At 37.6% G+C, this 20,401-nt stretch carries 14 protein-coding genes; 9 read left to right on the top strand and 5 right to left on the bottom strand.

All coding sequences use genetic code 11. The features are described from left to right. Positions 1 to 410 precede the first annotated feature (410 nt). From J2Y40_RS17585 to J2Y40_RS17570, 4 genes are all read right to left on the bottom strand, one after another. Positions 411 to 1,151 carry a hypothetical protein gene (locus J2Y40_RS17585; protein WP_153392466.1) on the bottom strand — a complete coding sequence of 247 codons (741 nt, stop codon included), beginning with the start codon at positions 1,149 to 1,151 and terminating at the stop codon, positions 411 to 413. Positions 1,152 to 1,380: 229 nt separating this feature from the next. Beyond that, complete coding sequence (locus J2Y40_RS17580; protein WP_310000429.1) at positions 1,381 to 2,274, bottom strand: DMT family transporter; 894 nt, start codon at positions 2,272 to 2,274, stop codon at positions 1,381 to 1,383. A gap of 78 nt (positions 2,275 to 2,352) precedes the next feature. Next, positions 2,353 to 3,624 (bottom strand): aminotransferase class I/II-fold pyridoxal phosphate-dependent enzyme, encoded by a 1,272-nt coding sequence (locus J2Y40_RS17575; protein ID WP_185152040.1) that lies wholly within the window; start codon positions 3,622 to 3,624, stop codon positions 2,353 to 2,355. A gap of 82 nt (positions 3,625 to 3,706) precedes the next feature. After that, positions 3,707 to 4,744 carry a PLP-dependent cysteine synthase family protein gene (locus tag J2Y40_RS17570; RefSeq protein WP_153392460.1) on the bottom strand — a complete coding sequence of 346 codons (1,038 nt, stop codon included), beginning with the start codon at positions 4,742 to 4,744 and terminating at the stop codon, positions 3,707 to 3,709. A 222-nt stretch (positions 4,745 to 4,966) separates the two neighbouring features. Between J2Y40_RS17570 and J2Y40_RS17565 the strand changes: the two genes are divergently transcribed. The 9 genes from J2Y40_RS17565 (at position 4,967) to J2Y40_RS17525 (ending at position 18,091) form a co-directional block, all read left to right on the top strand. Further along, positions 4,967 to 8,452, top strand: coding sequence for a DUF2723 domain-containing protein (locus J2Y40_RS17565; protein WP_310000426.1), 3,486 nt, complete (start codon positions 4,967 to 4,969; stop codon positions 8,450 to 8,452). A gap of 101 nt (positions 8,453 to 8,553) precedes the next feature. Further along, positions 8,554 to 10,041: a hypothetical protein gene (locus J2Y40_RS17560; protein WP_310000424.1), complete on the top strand. Its 1,488-nt coding sequence runs from the start codon at positions 8,554 to 8,556 to the stop codon at positions 10,039 to 10,041. Between the two features lie 72 nt (positions 10,042 to 10,113). Next, on the top strand, positions 10,114 to 10,638 hold the full coding sequence (locus tag J2Y40_RS17555) for a DUF1697 domain-containing protein (protein WP_310000420.1): 525 nt from the start codon (positions 10,114 to 10,116) through the stop codon (positions 10,636 to 10,638). A gap of 7 nt (positions 10,639 to 10,645) precedes the next feature. Then, positions 10,646 to 10,975 (top strand): hypothetical protein, encoded by a 330-nt coding sequence (locus tag J2Y40_RS17550; RefSeq protein ID WP_310000418.1) that lies wholly within the window; start codon positions 10,646 to 10,648, stop codon positions 10,973 to 10,975. 66 nt (positions 10,976 to 11,041) lie between these two features. After that, positions 11,042 to 11,851: a 3-deoxy-8-phosphooctulonate synthase gene (gene kdsA / locus J2Y40_RS17545; protein WP_153392452.1), complete on the top strand. Its 810-nt coding sequence runs from the start codon at positions 11,042 to 11,044 to the stop codon at positions 11,849 to 11,851. Positions 11,852 to 11,895: 44 nt separating this feature from the next. Continuing rightward, a complete protein-coding gene (locus tag J2Y40_RS17540; protein WP_153392450.1) occupies positions 11,896 to 14,100 on the top strand; it encodes a TonB-dependent siderophore receptor in 2,205 nt (734 codons plus the stop codon). A gap of 138 nt (positions 14,101 to 14,238) precedes the next feature. Further along, positions 14,239 to 14,619 carry an HYC_CC_PP family protein gene (locus J2Y40_RS17535; protein WP_231128627.1) on the top strand — a complete coding sequence of 127 codons (381 nt, stop codon included), beginning with the start codon at positions 14,239 to 14,241 and terminating at the stop codon, positions 14,617 to 14,619. Between the two features lie 119 nt (positions 14,620 to 14,738). Beyond that, positions 14,739 to 15,212, top strand: a complete 474-nt coding sequence (locus tag J2Y40_RS17530; RefSeq protein WP_153392448.1) for a DUF3347 domain-containing protein — start codon at positions 14,739 to 14,741, stop codon at positions 15,210 to 15,212. 89 nt (positions 15,213 to 15,301) lie between these two features. After that, positions 15,302 to 18,091 carry a multicopper oxidase domain-containing protein gene (locus J2Y40_RS17525; protein WP_310000414.1) on the top strand — a complete coding sequence of 930 codons (2,790 nt, stop codon included), beginning with the start codon at positions 15,302 to 15,304 and terminating at the stop codon, positions 18,089 to 18,091. Positions 18,092 to 18,366: 275 nt separating this feature from the next. Here the strand turns inward: J2Y40_RS17525 and J2Y40_RS17520 are convergent, their stop codons facing one another. After that, on the bottom strand, positions 18,367 to 20,397 hold the full coding sequence (locus J2Y40_RS17520; protein WP_153392446.1) for a S9 family peptidase: 2,031 nt from the start codon (positions 20,395 to 20,397) through the stop codon (positions 18,367 to 18,369). Between the last annotated feature and the right edge of the window lie 4 nt (positions 20,398 to 20,401).

The raw sequence follows: 20,401 nt of genomic DNA, 5'->3' as shown, positions 1-20,401 counted from the left end.
AAGAGTTATTTTACAGACTGTATAAAAGATCGCAAGGATTTTATCTACGATAAAATTTTACACTGCCGAATCCGTAAAAATCTTTTTTGCCTCAAAGAATTCCCCACAGATTGCTCAGATTTCACTGATGTTTATGGATATTTTTAAAAGGTCGCAGATTGGTCAGATGACGCAGATCTTTTTAATTAATATAATAAAAATCGTAGATTTTTAATCTTAAGTGAACTTTTATACACAATGTTTTTAACTTAAAAATCACTAAAGTGTTTAAATTCTGTTGTGCTTTTTGACTTCGTTGAATCTTCGATTTGTAGTAAAAAAAACACATGTTATTTTTATCAATGCAAAGATTTATATTGATACTGTTGCTTCGATGAAGCTGACTATTTAATCTACGGGATATAAAGTATTCAATAAAATAAAGCTTCCACCTGATGCTGATTAATGAAACTCAGAAAAGCCTGTTCATCAAAATATCCGTTTTTATTCAGCACTTCAGGATTTAATCTGGCTGCTTCACTGTCATTGTCAATCAAAGCATTTTCAATAAACCTTCCTGATTTTCCTTCAATTTCATTATGAAAACTGATTAGATATTTGGAATATATTTTACCTTCTGAAACAGTGTATTGTCCGTTTTCTGCAACAAGGGAAGCATAAATATTTCCTCCAATATATGTTTCATGATCATTAGAGGATGCTCCAAAGAGCACGCTGCAGGAAAGACTCCCTGAGGAATAGAGCGAACCGTTAACAATTATGTTTTTAGCTTTAATCTGCCCTGTCACAATAAGGGTAACATATTCTTCGATGAATAAATTTCCCGATAGTTCCAAATGACCTTCAATCAGGATGATTTTGAAACCTTCACCATCTTCAGCAATAAGATTGAGAGAGGTTGTGCATTCATTTTTCATCAACAGAATTTCAGGTTCATCATGGTCATTATTCATTTGCAAAGAAGCTTCCCGTATTTTTTCTGCTGTTTCGGAGTCCAGCATTTCAAGAAATTCTGAAAAGCTTTCATCATCCGGATCATGTTCGCTGAGGAAAGTAAAATCCAGAGCGGTCTGAACGGCAGCGTACAACTTTTCTGAAGTTGTTTTTATCCGGCCGTTTAATTGTTCTTTTGTTAGTTTTTCTGTTTTCATCACTGCTGTATTTATTGGTAAAGTAAAAATGCATCTCTGTATAACAGATATGCAGGTGAGGGACTGTTATACAAATATACATTGAAAAACTGAAAAAAATTACGCCGGAAAGCCAAACTTATTTTCAAAATTCTCCGTATGAGAGAATTATTTTTGGTTTATTGATTCTATTGATATCTCCGATTGTTAGAGAATATCTAAGTGTAATCTGTAAGTAATCATGTATTTTTTAGTTGGCATGCATCTTAATCCGTCTTGATTTTATGCTGCCTGCAATGACATTAAGGATAACACCCAAAAGAATCAATGTGATTCCGATAAGAAGATTGCCTGTGAACTTCTCATGAAACATTAGAACACTTACCATAACAGCAACTACGGGCTCCAGGGCCCCTAAAATAGCTGTTGGTGTAGAACCTATATACTTTATAGCGTACACCAGACACAGGCTGGAAATAACGGTAGTAAGAAATGCAAAAACAATAAAGCTTAAAAATATAGATAGGGAGGGTATAGCGAAAGACTGCCCGCCAACAGAGGCTTTAAGCATAAAAAATCCTGAAGTGAACAGCATAGAATAAAACGAAAGTTTAAATCCGGAAACCTTAAGTCCTGATTTATTGACAATCACCATATAAAGTGCATAAAATAAAGAGCTTAGCATGACAACCCCCAAACCTGCAAAGTTGATTTCAAAACCTTCTCCTTTTAAGCATAAAACAATAACTCCGGCAAAAGCCAGTAAAAGGGAAGCTACAGATAACTTTGTAAGTCTTTCCCTATAAAAGAAAAACATAATGAGTGCCACAATAACCGGATAAATGAAGAGTACTGTAGAAGCAATACCCGGAGTAAGGAAATCATATCCTATAAATAAGAACTCCGAGGAAAGAGCGTAGCAAATACCTAAAACAGCAAGGATTGAGGCTTCTTTTTTATTGATTCTGAAGCTTTCCTTAGAATAAAGCAGATATCCGCCTACCATCATGGCAGAAAATAAAAAACGGTAAAACAAAGTAATATCCATTGAGAATTTAGCCTGCTTCAGCGGCAGGATAAAGATTGGAATCAGTCCATATGAAACGGATGACAAAACACCTAACAGATAACCTTTAATTTTCATTTTTCTTTTACAGATTTTATAGTTGAATCATAAAAAAACCACTGAAGAAGTTCAGTGGTTTTTTTGAAATTTTTATTATTAAATTGGCTTGAAACTTAACCCCTGCTCCTGCAGAAGTTTCTGTTCCTGCTCTTTATAGTAACCACTTACTAGTTTATCGTGAATAGCTTCAAATGCAGCCAGCGTTTCATTAATTTCCGCATCTGTATGAGAAGCTGTAGGAATTAATCTCAGAAGGATCATTCCTTTCGGAATTACCGGATACACAACTACTGAAGTAAAGATTCCGTAGATCTCTCTTAGGTCTTTCACCAGAAGAGTTGCTTCTACCGGAGTTCCCTGCATCATTACCGGAGTTACACACGTATTCGTATCACCAATATTGAATCCTCTTTCTTTAAGTCCGTTTTGTAATTTATTTACATTTTCCCAAAGTTTGGCCTTGATTTCCGGTCTTGTTCTCAATAGCTCAAGTCTCTTTAAACCTCCGATTACCATTGGCATCGTAAGAGATTTAGCGAAAATCTGAGATCTTAAATTGAATTTCAGATATCTGATAATTTCCTTATCACCAGCTAAGAAGGCTCCGAAACCTGCCATTGATTTAGCAAAAGTAGAGAAGTATACGTCGATCTGATCCTGACATCCCTGCTCTTCACCAGCTCCAGCTCCTGTTTTTCCAAGTGTTCCGAATCCGTGGGCATCATCTACCAAAAGTCTGAAGCTGTATTTGGATTTCAGCTCGCAGATTTCTTTGATTTTTCCCTGCTGACCTCTCATTCCGAAAACACCTTCCGTAATCACTAAAATACCGCCGCCTGTTTCCTCTGCAACTTTAGTCGCTCTCTGAAGGTTTTTCTCAAGACTGGCAATATCGTTGTGTCTGTAGGTAAATCTTTTTCCGGCATGAAGTCTTACACCGTCTACAATACAGGCATGAGAATCTACATCATAAACGATTACATCATTTCTGTTTACCAGAGCATCAATGGTAGAAACCATTCCCTGATAACCGAAATTTAATAAATATGCTGATTCTTTTTGTACAAAATCTGCCAGTTCTCTTTCCAGCTGAAGGTGTTGTTCTGTTTCCCCGGACATAGCTCTTGCTCCCATCGGGTAGAACATTCCGTATTCCGCAGCAGCTTTGGCATCTGCTTCAATTACTTCAGGGTGATTACATAATCCTAAATAGTCATTGGCACTCCAGAAAATTACTTCTCTTCCCTGGAACTGCATCCTTGGACCGATAGGCCCCTCTAATCTCGGGAATATAAAATAGCCTTCTCCGTAATCTGCAAACTGTCCAAGAGGTCCTGGATTTTCTTTTATTCTTTCAAAAATATCCAACATGTTGTATCGTAATTTTTAAGTAAAAAAGCCTTTCCTGTAGAACACAAAAGGCTTTATTTGTATCGTGGTTTATATTATTCTATTTAATGAACTCGGTCTTGAAAACTTCATCGTAATTGTGTACGCAGTTGTTAACAAAACCCTGTTCCGCCATCCATTTATCACTGTATACTTTGGTAATATACCTTGAACCGTGATCTGGATAGATCAGTACAATCATATCATCCTTAGTCAGTTCATGGGACTGTGCATACTGAATTAATGCCTGGGTTACCGCTCCGGTAGTGTAGCCGCCCATGATAGCTTCTTTCAAAGCAATTTCACGGGTTCTGTAGGCTGACATTTCATCGTTCACTCTTACAAATTCATCTACTTTATCAAAAAGAAGGGCAGAAGGAATTAAATTTTTTCCCATTCCTTCAATCTGATAAGGATGAACGTCTTCTTTATGAATCTCTCCCGTCTCATGGTAGCTTTTTAGAATAGAACCGTCTGCATCTACACCGATGATCTTGATGCCCGGATTCTTTTCTTTTAAAAACTTTGCTGAACCTGATAATGTTCCACCTGTTCCAGTGCAGGCAAAAAGGTGAGTGATTTTACCTTCCGTCTGCTCCCAAATTTCAGGACCGGTAGTCTGGTAATGTGCATCAATGTTCAGCTCGTTGAAATACTGATTGATGTAAACTGAATTTGGTGTTTCTGAAGCAATTCTTTTAGCAACTTCATAGTATGATCTCGGATCATCTGCAGGAACGTTGGCAGGACAGATATATACTGTAGCTCCTAATGCTTTTAAATAAGCGATTTTCTCAGGCTTTGTCTTGTCACTTACGGCAAGAATACACTGATATCCTTTAATGATACAAACCATTGCTATAGAAAATCCTGTATTCCCTGAAGTTGTTTCAACAACTACAGATCCTTCCTTCAATAAACCTTTCTGCTCTGCGTTTTCTATAATATGAAGTGCAATTCTATCTTTAGTGGAATGTCCAGGATTATATGATTCTAACTTGGCATAAACGGTTGCAGGAATATCTTTTGTAACAGTATTAAGCTTCACCATAGGAGTATTTCCTACAAGGCCAAGAATATTATCGTAAACATTACTCATTATTTGTTATTTTCAATAAAAATCTGACCGCAAAAATACAAAAAAATAAATAATTTCTAAACTTTTGTTTGATTTCTAGACAGCGATTTAGGAAAATCTATTTTCTTATTTGCAATCTTAGCGGAAGTATCATCACAAATACTACGCCATTTTTTTTAAATTGTGTTAAAAACAACATAAAATAATTTAAAAGCCTTACTTTCGCGTAATTGATTTAATACTATGAAAAATTGGACTTTTAGGCGATGGAACACCGTTTTAGGATGGGTGATTTTTGTCATTGCTTTTTTCACGTACTTGTCTACCATAGAGCCCAACTTCAGTTTCTGGGACTGCGGTGAGTACATTTCTTCTGCTGTAAAACTTGAAGTAACGCACGCTCCGGGAGCTGCATTATTCCAGATTGTGGGGGCTGTAGCCGCCATTTTTGCATTAGGAAAAGGCGAAAATTATTCAATCGTAATTAACGCGATGTCTGCCCTGTTCAGTGCACTAACGATTCTGTTCTTGTTCTGGACCATCACACATTTTGTAAGAAGACTTCTGAACAAGGATTTTGAAGAAGTAACAAAACATCAGGAAATCTCTATTCTCTTTGCCGGAGCTGTAGGAGCTTTATGTTTTACGTTTTCAGATACATTCTGGTTTTCAGCAGTAGAAGGAGAAGTATATTCAATGGCTTCCATGTTTATTGCTTTGCTGGTTTGGCTGATCACGAAATGGGAAAATGAATATCAGGCAACGGACAGTGAAAGATGGATTATCCTTATTTTCTTTGTATTAGGGCTTTCTGTAGGAGTACACATGATGTGTATGCTGGCAGTTCCTGCGGTATGTCTGGTTTATTATGCCAGAAATTACAAGTTTACATGGAAAAATTTTATCTGGGCTAACGCGATTACGCTGGGAATTCTGATTATTGTTTTTAAAATTATCTTCCCTTTGATCATGACGATGTTCGGAAAGCTGGAGATTTTCTTTGTAAACGGACTGGGCCTTCCTTTCCACTCAGGAACAATTGCCGCGTTTATTTTAATGACAGTTTTATGCTATTTCATTATTAAGTATGCGAGAAAAGCAAAAAGAAATATTTTCCAGACTGCAGCCTTATCAATTGTGTATATGATTATCGGTTTCTCATGCTGGATGGTAATTCCAATAAGAGCAAATGCCAATCCTCCGATGAACCTTAATGACCCTGATACCGCGATTGGAATGCTGGATTATTATAACAGAGAGCAGTACGGAGACTGGCCGACAATTTATGGACAGAATTATACCGCTTTCCTTGATGCCAAAGGAATTGAAAAAAATGAAGACGGAAGCTTCAAGACCACAAAAACCGGAGAGGTTTACGAAAAAGACGAAAAAACCGGTACGTACAGAAAGACGAATGACAGGTTCAACTACGTATTCAACAAGTCTCATGTAAGTCTGATGCCAAGAATGTTCAATGAAGATAAAGATGTAATGGCCAACTACATTTCTATGTACGGAGCCCCGGATTTTACTTTGAACTATGCCAACGAAGATGTTGCAGACAACCCTCAGGCCAAGCAGATCTTTGACGAGCTGAGAGCGAAATATGAAGATAAAACCATCACAGCAGCAGACTATTTAAAAGTAAAACCATACGATTTGATCAACGTTCAGAAACCTTCATTGGCCCAGAATCTTGATTATTTCATTTCTTTCCAGAACGGATACTATTTTGTAAGATACCTGATGTGGAACTTTGTAGGAAGACAAAACGACCTTGAAGGAAACATGGAAAATACAAAAGGAAACTGGATCTCGGGAATTCCATTTATAGACAATGCTTTATTAGGAAACCAGGATAAAATGCCTGCTAAATTCCAGAATGAAAGTACGGTGAAATTCTTCTTCCTTCCATTAATTTTAGGATTAATTGGTTTCTTTTTCCAACTGAACAGAGATTTCGGAAGATTTTATGCCCTTCTTTCCTTGTTTGTCCTGACAAGTGTAGGGATTGTTTTTTATACAGGGGTAAAACCTTTTGAGCCAAGAGAAAGAGATTATGCGATGGTAGGCTCTTTTTATGCCTTTGCCATCTGGATCGGAATGGGGGCCGGAGCTATTTTATGGTTCCTTCAGTCCAAAATAAAATCCAACGGAGCTAATATTGCTCTGGGTGTTATTCTGTTAGGAGTTCCTTTTATGATGGGGTTCCAGAATTATAATGTACATGACAGAAGCAACAGGTATACTGCATATGATTATGCTTATTCAGTATTAAAATCGCTTCCGAAAAATGATATTTTATTTGTTTATGGGGATAATGATACTTATCCTGTGTGGGCAATTCAAGAGACGGAAAGATTCAGGGATGATGTGAAAGTGGTTAATTTTACCCTTGCTTCAACTCCATGGAATCTTGATCAGGTAAAAAGAAAGACATATAATGCAGCAGGAATTCCAAGTGAACTGACTCATGAAGATTACAGAGAAGGTTCAAACGACCAGATCTATATGATGAAGAAAGAGGATTGGGAAAGTGTATTCTCCATGCTTAAACAACAAGGTGTTCCTGACACTGAATTCCAAGCGTTCAGAAAATATCTTACACAGGATTCTTTGACCCTGAAAGAAGCAATTAATTTCATCAAATTCAAATCTCCTGAAAAAGATGAACTTCTGAAAATGTATTTCGGAGAAGAAAAATATGAGAAATACAACATTCTTCCGGTTAATAAATTCATTCTTCCGGTTAACAAAGAAAATGCTTTAAAAGCAGGAATCATTACCCAGGAAGATCTTCCGAACGTAGTCAATCAAATTATGATCACCTACAAAGGAAACACTCTTTATAAAAACAATCTGATTATGATGGACCTTTTGGCGAACTTCGACTGGAAACGTCCGATCAGCTTCTCTTCAGGAGGAATCTATGACAGTGAAAATATTTTCTATCTGAACGAATACCTTCAGTTTGACGGATTCAGCTACAGATTGGTTCCTGTACATACGGTACAGACTCCGGATGGAGATATGGGGAAAGTAGATGCAAATTCTCTTTACAATGTGGTGAAAAATTTCAGATGGGGGAACTTTAAAAACTTAAATGTTCACTTTGACGAAACAGCTACTTCAAACATTATGAGCTACAGAATGTCAGCGAGCAGAGCGGCTTCAGCATTGGCCTTAAGTGGTCAGAAAGCTAAAGCGGTTGAGATTCTTGATCTTGCAGCAAAAGAAATTCCTGCCGAAAAATACAACGATCCACGTTCATTAAGCGCGATGGTAACCGGATATATCGTTGCAGGTCAGGAGCAGAAAGGTCTTCAGCTGGCGGAAATCCTTAAAAAAGGAATCTTCGAAGAATATGATTACTATTTAAGCCTGGATCCTATTGACCAGACTTATGTAAGAAGACAGATGAGAACGAAACCAATGGAATATTCTCTTGTGGTTTCCGCGGTTACGGATGCTTACAAAAAGATTGGTCAGAACGAAAAAGCCTATGCTTATCTGGTGAAATCGATAGAGCCAATTGATAAAAAGTTCAATGTTTTCATCAAAGAACTTCAGCAGATGGGGAAAGAAAAGGCGATGAAAGAATCTGAAAACGTACAGAAAATAACGCCTTTCTACCAGTATTTATTTGATGTGATGGAACCTTTCGATTCTACGTATTCAAAAGAAAAAGAAGAGCAGATCACTACAGCGATCATTAAAGCAACCCAATAGAAACTTTAACTTCATACTTTAAAACGGAACTTCGGTTCCGTTTTTTTTATTATTGGGATTCCTGATTTTTAAGATTATATTTGTGACGCTAAAAATACACGATGACCGAGACTAAAAACAACAACCTTCCCATCTATGCTGCAGCCTTTACGGTAGTTTTTAAAATCTTTTTTTTATTGACCCACTATATTCAGGAAGATGCTTTTATCACCTGGAGAGTAGCACAGAACTTATTGGATTATGGAGTTATAGGTTTTAACGGAAATACAAGGATCTCAGCTTCTACAACACATTTGTATGTTTTTGTATCCTATTTCTTCAACCTGATCTTTGGCAAAGAGAATTTTATTGAACCTCTTTTAATCTTCAACTCTTTACTCTTTACGATAGGAACGGTATTGCTTTCTCATTTGGTTCTTAAAAATCCATGGCATAAAGCTATTTTTATATTTCTGATCGGAATTCTGCCTCCTGCCATTAAGATTTCAATCTTAGGAATGGAATACGGAATCCTTTTCTTTCTTGAAATGGCACTCCTGTATTATGGTTTCAGCAAAAATAAAAAATGGGCGCTGATTCTTCTGCCGATTCTCATCATGTTTACAAGAATAGATACAGTGATCTTCCTGGGAATTGTATTTTTAGTAGATATTTTCTGGAACAGAAAGATCAGATGGCGCTATGTACTGGGAGGAATTTTAGGCCTTGTGGCAGTACTGTCTTTCAACTGGTTTTATTTTGGCGAACTGGTAAATAATACCATTACAGCCAAAAAACTTCTGTATGGGCGTGATTTCACTTTCCAACAGCACCTGGAATATTTTGGGGCGAGTTTCGGTAACTTTTGGGGAATGCTCAAACTTCCCGGAAGCTTTAACCCGATAACGATTATGATCCTTATTTTTGAGCTGCTTTGCTTTATTTACCTGATCAGACAAAGGGAAAAAAGAAACTACTTTTTGTGGATGATTTTCATTTTTGGGTGGGTAAAACAGATTATTTTTATTTCTCAAAAAAGTTTATTCGACTGGTATTACTGGGTTCCTCAATTACTGCTTTTCGTTCCCGTTCTTATTTTTGTTTTGGAGCAGAAAGAGAGAAGAAAGTTGTGGTTATCACTGCTCATTATATTTTATATCCTTCCGATGTTTGCTTTTCAGACTGTACATTCTATAGCAACAGGAAACGGAGAATGGTATTACCGCAGAATGATCGGCCTGTATTTAGGAACTTTTGAAAAAGATAAAAAACAATGGATATTGCTGGAACCTGCAGGCTATATACCTTACTTTTCAGGGTTAAAAACAATTGACGAAGTAGGATTGGTTGATAAGCAGATTCAGGAAGAAGTTAAGAAAGACAGGGCTAATTACTGGGTTAATACCGTTAAAAAAAGAAAACCAAAATATCTTCTTTCCTACAAAAACCTGTTTGAAGGAAAAGACGCTGCCTATTATCAGACACATTACAAACTGATGAAGGAATTCAGGGTAAAAGACCACCTGAAAAGTCAATATAAAATCCTGGAAAAGATCTACAGGCTTAAACCTTCAGGAACAGACTATAATTTGTATATTAGAATTGATTAAAACATTGAAAAAACAGGTAGAGTTTCATAAGCTCTAAAATCTTTCAAAACTAATACCCTAAAACCTGAAACTATGAAATACTGTGCTTTTCTCCGAGGAGTCAACGTAAAAGGAACCAATATGAAAATGGCTGATGTATGTCAGGTTTTTAAAAATGCAGGAGTAGCTGATGTAAGTTCAGTGCTGGCTTCAGGAAATATTGTTTTTTCTTCAGATAAAAATGCCGCTGAACTGAAGCAGATATTGGAGAAAGCCATGTCTGACCACTTTTCTTACGAAGCTTTTCTATTCATAAAATCTCTGGAAGAAACAGAAGCCTTCTGGAACGGAAGACCTTTTGAAAAAAACGATGACCTTCATCTGTATGCTTTTGTGGGAAATCCGGGAGTTGAAAATATACTGATGGAAGAATTTGAAAAATCGTCCAAAACCGAAAATGAAAAAGCTGAAATCGTTAAAGGTATTTTCTATTGGCAGGTTCCGAAAGGTAATACCCTGGATTCCACATTCGGGAAAGTGCTGGGAAAGAAAAGCCTGAAAGATCAGATAACCAGCAGGAACATCAACACGTTTGAGAAGATTTTAAAGAAATTTTAACTGAAAAATGGCCGTTTTCCTTTTTCTTGCAGTAATGTTTGCCATTGCAAACTTTTATTATTGGGCATTTCGGATCCCTTTGAAGACCTATAAACTGTTTATTATATTCTTCATCGTTATTTCCCTGATTGCTGTTATTACGGATCCTTACAACTTGCCGGAGATCATTATTGTATTTTCAGGCTACTATACCTTGCTTTTTGGGGTTCATTTATTGTTGATCCAAGTGTTTCAGGTAAACAGATATTTTCCCTATTTATTTGTTTTCTTTCTTATTTCACTTTTGGTGACCGCTTTTTTCGGAGTATTGATGCAGGATATTTTTAATTATTCTTAGGCTCAAATAATTTCCTATTCTGAAACTTTCTCAGTATTTTTACTGAACTTTTTAATTCAAATAAAAATGATTCAGTATTTAGATAATATCAGTCACAAAGATTCAAAAAACTTTTTCCTTATTGCCGGTCCTTGTATTATTGAAGGAGAAGATATGGCTTTAAGAATAGCTGAAAAAGTAATCAATATTACAGATAAATATAACATTCCTTATATTTTCAAGGGAAGCTTTAAGAAAGCCAACAGAAGCCGTGTAGATTCTTTTACCTCCATCGGTGAAGAAAAATCTCTTGAAATTCTGAAAAAAGTAGGCGAGACCTTTAATATTCCTACCACTACGGATATTCATGAAAATGAGCACGCAGCATTGGCCGCTCAGTATGTGGATGTATTACAGATCCCTGCATTTTTAGTACGCCAGACCGATCTTTTGGTGGCTGCTGCGAAAACAGGGAAGTGCGTAACGCTGAAAAAAGGGCAGTTTCTTTCTCCGGAATCCATGAAATTTGCCGTTCAGAAGGTAACTGATTCTGATAATCAGAAAGTAGCGATCATTGAACGAGGAAATTCTTTCGGATATACAGATCTGATCGTGGATTACAGAGGAATTCCTACAATGAGGGAATATGCACCTGTTATTCTGGATGTTACCCACTCATTACAGCAGCCGAATCAGAGTTCCGGTGTTACAGGCGGAAGACCTGATCTTATTGAAACGGTAGCCAAAGCCGGAATTGCAGTAGGAGCGGACGGAATTTTTATTGAAACCCATCCAACCCCTGAAACAGCTTTATCAGACGGTGCCAACATGCTAAGACTGGATTTATTAGAAGATTTATTACAAAAATTAACAAGAATCAGAGAATCGATTTTGTAATTGTTAAAAAATAATTAATTTTAGAAATTCTTAAAATATTTCTTTTGAAAAAACTAGTTTTACCACTAAGCCTTATGGTTCCCGTATTGATTTTCTCTCAAAACAGAAAAAAAGATACAACCACAAGAGTAACCGATATTGAGGAAGTTGTTTTCCAGAAAAAAGTGATCGGAAGAACTTCTGATATTACCAATGTAAAGATCTCAGCAAAAGAGGCTCAAAGTGTAGCTACAATAAGCGGAGGAATTGAAGGGCTGCTTAAAACACTTCCTTCAGTAAGTTCCAATACCGAGCTGTCTTCACAATATATGGTACGTGGCGGAAACTATGATGAAAACCTTATCTACATTAATGATATTGAGATTTACCGTCCATTTCTGATCAGAAATTCTCAACAAGAGGGGATGAGTATCATCAATCCGGACATGGTTTCGGTAGTTAACTTCTCAGCAGGAGGCTTTGAAGCCAAATATGGCGACAAAATGTCTTCGGCATTGAATGTATATTACCGTGAGCCGGAAAAATTTGAACTTTCAGGAGAAGCAAGTTTGATCGGAGGACGATTAACAACCGGTCTGGCTTCAAAAAATAAAAAGCTGACTGCTTTATTCTCAGGAAGGTACAGAAATACCAATCTTGTTCTGAACACGCTGAACGAGGACACAGATTTCAATCCTACTTATTGGGATTTCCAGTCGTATATCAACTATCATGTCAATGATAAATTTTCCATGTCATTCATCGGGTATTATTCCAAGAATGACTACGAAATGATTCCTAAGGCAAAAAGTGTTACTTTCGGAAGCCTTCAGCAGCCCATTACGGTAAATATCGGATATGGCGGTAAAGAGCAGGATATGTATAAAAATATGATGGGAACGTTCTCACTGAACTATAAGCCATCAGATAAATGGAGATTTACTTTAGACAGCTTTGCTTATCAGAACAGAGAAAAAGAGTATTATTCCATTGCTTCCAGCTATGAATTGCAGACTTTTGATCCTGTAACGCAGGCTCCTGTATCCAGCTTCGATGTCGGAGGACAGATAGAGCACGCAAGGAATGACCTGTATGTAAAAACCTATGGAACCCAGTTCAGAGCACGTTTTTCACCGAATGTGAATACGAATATTGAATTAGGCTTTAAATACGAAAAGGAAAACCTGAAAGACCTTACCAACGAATGGAAACTGGTAGACTCTGCAGGATACAGTCTTCCGGTGGCGATTGTTGACCCAAGAACGGGAGGAACAGGAGATCTAAGACTGTTTTACCAGATCGCGGGAAAAAATAATATAGAACCTTCAAGACTCTCAGCTTATGCGCAATATTCCCAAAAGTTCTACTGGGGAGCGAGCAAAGTATTTTTAAATGCCGGAGCAAGAGTTTCCAACTGGAGCTTCAATAAAGAAACGATATTTTCACCCAGAGTCCAGTTTGCCATAAAACCGGATTGGGAATCTGATATGACCTTCAAGCTTTCCGGAGGGATTTATTATCAGGCACCTTTCTACAAAGAGATCAAAGATCTTGACGGAAACTTCAATTCTAATATAAAATCGCAGCGTTCCATTCAGGCCATCCTTTCCAATGACTATGAATTCTACATGTATGACAGACCGTTTAAGCTGACTACAGAAGCCTATTATAAGAAAATGGATAACCTGATTCCTTATTATATGGACAACGTGAGAATCCGTTATTCCGGTAAAAATAATGCTTCAGGATATGCGTACGGAATTGATACGAGACTTTTCGGGGAATTTGTTCCGGGAGTTGATTCCTGGTTGTCTGCAAGTTATTCCAGAATCTATGAAAATATAGACGGAAGAGGAAATATTCCAAGACCTACAGACCAGAGATTCAGGTTTGCGATGTTCTACCAGGATTATATGCCGAAATTCCCATCGATGAGGGTAAACCTTACTTTGATCTATTCCATGGGACTTCCTAACGGAGCTCCTGTATTTACCGATCCTTATCAATATCAGAAAACTTTGCCAGCCTATAAAAGGGTTGATTTAGGTCTTTCCAAAGTATTTATTGATTCCAAGGATAAGAAAAAGAGATATGGTTTCTGGGGTAATTTTGAAGAACTTACTTTAGGAGTGCAGGTTTTCAATGCTTTCAATATCAATAATACAGTAGCCAATCAATGGATTACGGATTATAACTCGAACCAGATGTATCCGGTTCCTGTGCGTCTTACAGGACGTTTCTTCAATGTAAAACTTGAATTTAAACTGTAAATCTGATATAAAATCAGCTATATATTAAAAAAATAAAAGCTTCTGAAATTCAGGAGCTTTTTTTGTGCAGAATTTTATAACAAGTATACCGAATTTTATAACAGCGTTTTCGAAGATATTTTTAACTTTGCTGTATCAATGAAAAAGATTCTTGCCATATTGTTTTCTGTTTTCTACTTCGGGTTTTCTTCCGGAGCGGCTTTCAGTGTTCATTATTGTATGCAGGAATTTGTTTCTGTAAGCCAAAAAACGGATGATATCTGTGGTAAATGCGGTGTTAAAGATAAAAAAAGCTGCTGCAAGACAGAGATCAAAGTGGTAAAAGTGGATGATTCCCAAAAGTCAGATTTTCTGAAGATTGATTTTTTAAATCAGATTCTGGAAAAAGCACCGGACCACCAGTTTTTCGTTACAGACAAGTCTTTTTCAGCATCAAAATTTAGCCAGATAAGAATCAACGCACCGCCTGAATACAGGCCGGTTCCCATCTATATCAATCATTGTAATTTTAGAATTTAGAATCCGTCTGTTGTCTGGTATTATCCGGGTGATCGTACTTTCGCCGACAACACGGTTCAGCGCATTACGTGCGTTTTTCAACAATTCTTTATTAAAAATTAATTCTAAAATTTAAAACAATGAAAAAGTATATCATTACAGCAGCCTTATCTTTATTTTCAATCCTTTCAGTTTCAGCACAGTCTAAAAAAGATGCGCAGGTATCCAAACTGTACCAGAATTATATTGCCATTAAAACTGCTCTGGCTTCTGATGATGCCGATAAAACCTCAAAAGCAGCAACCGAATTTATTAAGACAGCTTCTACGGTTGATTATAAATTAGTGTCTGAGGGTAATCTTAATATCCTGAGAAAAGATGCTACTGTTATTTCTGATGCGAGAAATATTGCTGCACAAAGAGAAACATTCCTGAATCTTTCAGAAAATATGATTGCTTTGACGAAAGAATTTAAACTTTCTGAAAAGCCCGTTTATGTACAATACTGCCCAATGGCTGACGGCAGCTGGCTGAGCGATGAAAAAAAGATCGCCAATCCATACTACGGAAGCTCTATGCTTTCATGCGGGAGTGTAAAGTCGGAGATTAAATAAATAGTGTATCTATCTTTAAAATAACAAGTTGTACGATTTAGGTTATATTTAGCTTTAATTCGTACAGTTTTAAAAAAGTTCAGAATATTATGAAAAAAATGATCATATTTCTGGTGCTTTTATGCTCTGTTTTTACCTTCACCCAAACAACGAAAACATATTATACCTGTCCGATGCATCCTGAAGTAGTCTCCTCAAAACCTGGTGACTGCCCGAAATGCAAAATGACGCTGGTAAAGAAAACAGTGGTAATAAAGCCTAAAGTAATTGCAAAACCTCAGGAAAAGCCCGTACAGAAAGCTGAAATCAGAACAAAACCCGTAGAACCTAAAGTAAATAAAGCAAAGCCTGAAATTAAAAAGGTGAAAAGTGTCAAGGAAGCAGAAAAAGCAAAGCCTGCTAAACCTGTTCAGACTGCCAGAGCACCAATAGTTTCTCAACCTAAAGTTCATACGCAATCTCATTCTGTTTATACCTGCCCGATGCATCCGGAAGTAACCTCAGATAAACCTGGAAAATGCCCGAAGTGCGGAATGGAGCTGGTGGAGAATGAAGATTATCAACATGCGGTTGTTGAAGAACCTAAAAAAGAAGAAAAATCTGTTTTAAGAAAAAATTCTGAGAACGGAAAAGTAACTTTTGGAGGAAAAACAGTCAGATACGATCTTTATGTGAAAGATACAATCGTAAATTTTACAGGGAAAAACAGGAGAGCGCTGGCCATTAACGGTAAATTGCAGGCTCCCACCCTATATTTTACAGAAGGGGATACGGCAGAAATCTATCTTCACAATATGCTGAAGGAGAATACCGGGCTGCACTGGCATGGAGTAATTCTTCCCAATGAGCATGACGGCGTTCCGTATCTCACAACAAAGCCTGTAAAACCAGGGGAAACCCATTTATACAAATTTAAAATCTCTCAGAACGGAACCTATTGGTATCACTCCCATGAAGCTCTTCAGGAGCAGATCGGAATGAACGGTATCCTTGTTTTCAAAAAAAGAGAAGGGGAGTCTGCTCCTCAATATAATGCGGAAATTCCGGTTCTTTTAGGCGATTGGAGTGATGATGATCCGATGCAGATTGCCAGAAGGCTTCATATGGCCAATACAGACTGGTATGCTGTGAAGAAAAATGCAGTTCAGAGTTACTGGGAAGCTATAAAATCAGGGCATTTCGGAACAAAAGCCCTGAATGAATGGAAAAGAATGGAAGCAATGGATGTAAGTGATGTATATTACGATAAGTTCCTCATCAACGGGCTTCCAAGTTCTGATTACTCCAATTTAAAAGCAGGTGACAAGATTAGATTGAGAGTTGCCAACGGAGGATCATCCACCTATTTCTGGCTGAATTACGGCGGCGGAAAAATAAAAGTTGTAGGAAATGACGGAAATGACGTAGTCCCTGTGGAAGTAGACCGTCTGATTATAGGTGTTTCTGAAACTTATGATATTGAAGTAACAGTTCCGGAGAATAAAAGCTTTGAATTCCGGGCTACTTCCGAAGACAGAATTGGCCATGCTTCTTTATGGCTGGGTTCCGGTGATAAGGTTGAAGCTCCCAATCTGCCAAGACTGATGTTGTTTGAAGGAATGAAAATGATGAACGGAATGATGGAAATGAGCGGAAACATGAAGCCGATGAACATGACGATGGGCAACCAGATGATGGATATGAACGAGGTGATGTATCCTGAAATTCCTGAAAGCCAGCGTAAAACAACAGCAAAGCATATGAATGAAATGATGGGAGTGAAGACAAAAGAAAAGGAACAGAAAGAAGAAGATCATTCACAGCATTCAGGGATGAATATGAAGGAGGAAAAAACAATCAAAAGACTGTCTTATAATCTGTTAAAGTCTCCTGAAAAAACAATTCTTCCAACAGACAGCATTCGTGAAATGAAGTTTACCCTGGAAGGAAATATGAACCATTATCTGTGGACACTGGATAATAAAACGGTAACAGAAACAGATAAAATTCTGGTAAAAAAAGGAGAAATTCTTAGAATCAAGCTGTATAACAATTCTATGATGCGCCACCCGATGCATCTTCATGGCCATGATTTCAGATTAATCAATTCAAAAGGAGAGTATTCTCCGTTGAAAAATGTAGTAGACATTATGCCAATGGAAACGGTAACGATAGAATTTGCGGCCAATCAGGACGGAGACTGGTTCTTCCATTGTCATATTCTATATCATATGATGGCGGGAATGGGAAGAATATTCAGCTATGAAAACTCGAAGCCCAATCCACAGCTGCCCAACAGAAAACTTGCCTGGAAAAACTTTTTGCAGGACAACAGGATGATCAGCTCTATGGCAATGCTTGATGTAGCCAGCAATAAAATGCACGCTGAGACAATGACAATGTTCGGACCGAGATGGGCTAATCTGAATGAGTTCCATTCCAACTGGAATTTCGATCATTTTGAAGGAAATGTAAAAGTAGGAAGATTCTTAGGAAAATTCCAGTGGGCGCTTCCATATGCCGGTTTCAGGTTCCAGAAGAATCATGAGATCATGGAAAGACAGATGACTGAAGATATGGGAATGGATTTTCACGGAAAGAAATCCTGGTTCGGACAGCAGAAAGCTTCTAAGACTAAAGCGTCCTTCATTGTCGGAATGCAGTATCTTTTGCCGATGCTCATCACTGCTGATGCAAGTGTAGACCAGAACGGAAAAGTTTTACTGGAGCTGAGCAGAGAAGATATTCCTATTTCCAGAAGGATAAGAGGAAATTTCAGTGTTAATTCTGATGGAGAATTTACAACAGGAGTACGGTATATCCTGCAAAAATGGCTATCCGTTTCCGGAAATTATGATAATGAAATGGGCTGGGGTGCCGGTGTTACTCTAACTTACTAACTATAAATAAAGGCTGTCCAATGGATAGCCTTTATCATTTGGAAAATAAATATATCGAGGTTAGTATATTTTAGGTGCTGTCATTGGAGCTTGAATTTCCCACAGATTCCGCGGATTACACAGATCTTTGTGAATACTTTTTATCGATTGCAGATGTTCTAAACCTATAAGTTTTGTGTAATATCCACCGTAATTTTATTTTTCAGCTTCCCTTATAAAAACAAAAAGCCGCCCCATTTTAAAATGAGACGGCTTTTTCTGAATTTAATCAGCTTTTATTTCTTTGCTTCGTCAGTTTTTGCTGCAGGTGTATAAGTTACCTTTTTAATATCAACAGTCATTTCTTTCAGACGTTTGGCTACATCTTCAGGCATTTCTTTCTGATATCTTCCTCCAATCACTTCTGACAGGAATTTTTCTGTCTCAGCATACATGGCCATATTATTTACCGGTTTTCTGAATCCGTGTCCTTCATCATTAGCCAGGATGTAATTTACTTTTTTTCCTCTGTCACGAAGGGCAATCACAATCTGATCAGCTTCTGCCTGTTTTACTCTCGGGTCATTGGCTCCCTGGATAATCAGAAGAGGCTTTACAATTTTATCAACACTGAACAGTGGACTCGCTGCACGGATGGCCTTTTTACCTTCTTCTGTATTCGGATCGCCAATCATTCCGTAAAGAGAAGCGCGGGCTGATTCCCAATAAGCAGGAACAGAGTCTAAAAGTGTAAACAAGTTGCTTGGTCCCACGATATCCACACCTCCGGCATACAGATCAGGCGTAAAAGCAAGCCCTGCCAGAGTAGCATAACCGCCATAGCTTCCTCCCATGATCACGACTTTATTTTTATCAGCGATGCCTTTATCAATCAGATATTTTACGCCCCAAGTAATATCATCCTGCATTAGTTTTCCCCATTGAAGATCCCCGTCATTCTTAAACTTTTTACCATAACCTCCACTGGCTCTGAAGTTAGGCTGAAGTACCGCATAGCCTCTGTTGGCTAAAAACTGTACCGTTGAATTGTATCCCCAATAATCTCTAGGTCCTTTTGGTCCTCCATGTATTAAGATTACTACCGGAACATTCTTTCCAGAAGAACCTGTCGGCAAGGTCAGATAAGCTGGAATTTCAAGCCCGTCACTGCTCTTATAAGAAATAGGAGTCATAGGAGCCAGGTACTGTTCTACTTTCTTTAATTCGGTTCTTGGTGTGTACTGGAAGATCAGCTGTTTGGTTTTAGCATCGAAGAAATAGGCTTCAGGAGCATATTTGTCGCCCCAGACTGAGATCAGGAATTTTGAATAATCTTTAGTAGGACTGGCAAAATTAACCTCTCTTCCCGGAAATTTACTTTGTAAAAATTTATAGTTTATTTCCCATGTTTTATCTTTCCAGTACATTTCTGTTTTATCTCCTGTATAAGAAGTGGAAATGATTTTTCTGGTATTTCTGTCTATAAATAGTCCTCCGAAATCAACTTTTCCTTTAGGGTCATCTTCTACTTTGGTGATCTGTTTGGTTTTCGGGTCCATCAGGAATAATGCTGATTTATCCAGATTTCCTTTATCAGTTACCAGATAAAACTTGCTGTTATTCTCATTCCAGTCTGCAATATAAGCTTCTTCCGTTACCAGGGTTTCATAAATAGGAGTTAGTTGATCACCGTCTTTATACAAAAATTGAGTGGTTCCTTTTTCATCCGTTCTGTATAAAATTCTTAGCTTTTCATCCCAATCGAAATTATAGCTTGTAATACGGTCTTTATTTTCGAAGATCTTTTTCAGTTCCCCGGTAGATATTTTCAATGAATACAGGTCATGCCATGCCTTATCGCGGTTATTCAGACCGACCATCAACAAATCAGGATCTTTTCTGCTGGCCATATAGATCTGAGCGGCTACCTCTTTAAGCGGGGTTAAATTTCTTGCTTCAGGAACTCCGTTCGTTACTTTTGCCATTGGATCTACAGCGAAAATATTGATGTTTTCATCACCGTTATTGTCTTTTGCAAAGAGGATGTATTTTCCATCTTCAGACCAGAAGTATCCGCTTAGCGGACGTTTGCTGTCCGTTAATGGACGTGCCTTATCAAAAGGTTCATCAATTTTTTTTACCCAGATGTTCATGATTCCTCCGTATTCTTTGGTAAAGGATATCCATTTTCCGTCCGGACTCAGCTGGCCACCGGAAATTTCAGGGTTTCCAAAAAACAACTGTCTGTCCAGCAAAGGAACCTGTTGCGCTCGTGTCATCTGTAACCCTATCGTTAAGAGGAGTGCGAGGTAAATGATTTTTTTCATTATT

Source organism: Chryseobacterium sp. 2987 (genome assembly GCF_031456375.1).
Lineage (GTDB): Bacteria > Bacteroidota > Bacteroidia > Flavobacteriales > Weeksellaceae > Chryseobacterium > Chryseobacterium vaccae.
This window is presented reverse-complemented; position numbering and strand designations above follow the sequence as displayed.